The sequence below is a fragment of the Streptococcus australis genome (assembly GCF_019930045.1).
GTDB lineage: Bacteria > Bacillota > Bacilli > Lactobacillales > Streptococcaceae > Streptococcus > Streptococcus australis_D.
The window spans coordinates 1-806 of record NZ_JAHZQQ010000124.1 but is presented as its reverse complement, the minus strand read 5'-3'; the positions used below and the strand labels follow the sequence as shown (position 1 = coordinate 806).

Annotated in this window: 1 protein-coding gene; it reads right to left on the bottom strand. The window is 40.2% G+C overall.

The features are described from left to right. Positions 1-783: MucBP domain-containing protein (locus K1J10_RS10600; protein ID WP_223357346.1), on the bottom strand; the 783-nt coding region annotated here is incomplete at its 3' end. Between the last annotated feature and the right edge of the window lie 23 nt (positions 784-806).

Here is an 806-nt window from a genome sequence, read left to right as displayed (position 1 = left end):
AGTCTTACCTTGGAATTCGATCTCTTGTGGACGGTTGTCTACTACTGTATCGTAATCTTTACCTACTGGTTGTGCTTTTTCATCTGTTACTGATGGTTTGATAGTGTTTCCTTCAGTATCTTTATAGTGAACGAAAACATTACCCACTTCTTGGTAAACATAAGTAATGATTGATTTAGGTTTATCAACTTTACCTTTAATTGGATCAGATGATTCCAAGTGGCCATCGCCATCGACCTTACCTACTGGGTAGTCACCTTGTGGTACGATCTTGTATGTCTTACCATCTGTTGTCTTGATGGTGTCAGGTTTTTCACCTTCCTCAGTAGTGTTATATGGTGTGTCATATGGTGAGTTTGGTGTATCTTGACGAGGGTCTTTAAGCACTTTACCTTTTGTATCTACGTAAGTGATAATAACTTCACCTTGTTTAGGTGTTTCACTTTCAGAATTTGATGAAGAGTTTGATGAAGACTCAGATACCGAAGTTGAAAGTGAGTTAGAAAGTGAAATAGATGTGCTTACTGACTCAGATACTGATTGGCTCGCTGATACTGATTCAGACGCTGAAACTGATTGGCTCGCTGATACTGATTCAGACGCTGAAGCTGATTGGCTTGCTGATACTGATTCAGATGCTGAAGCTGATTGGCTTGCTGATACTGATTGGCTTACTGATGTTGAAGCTGATTCAGATGCTGATACTGATTGGCTTACTGATGTTGAAGCTGATTCAGATGCTGATACTGACTCTGACGCTGATGCTGACTCAGATGCAGACACTGATTGACTTACTGATGTTGAAG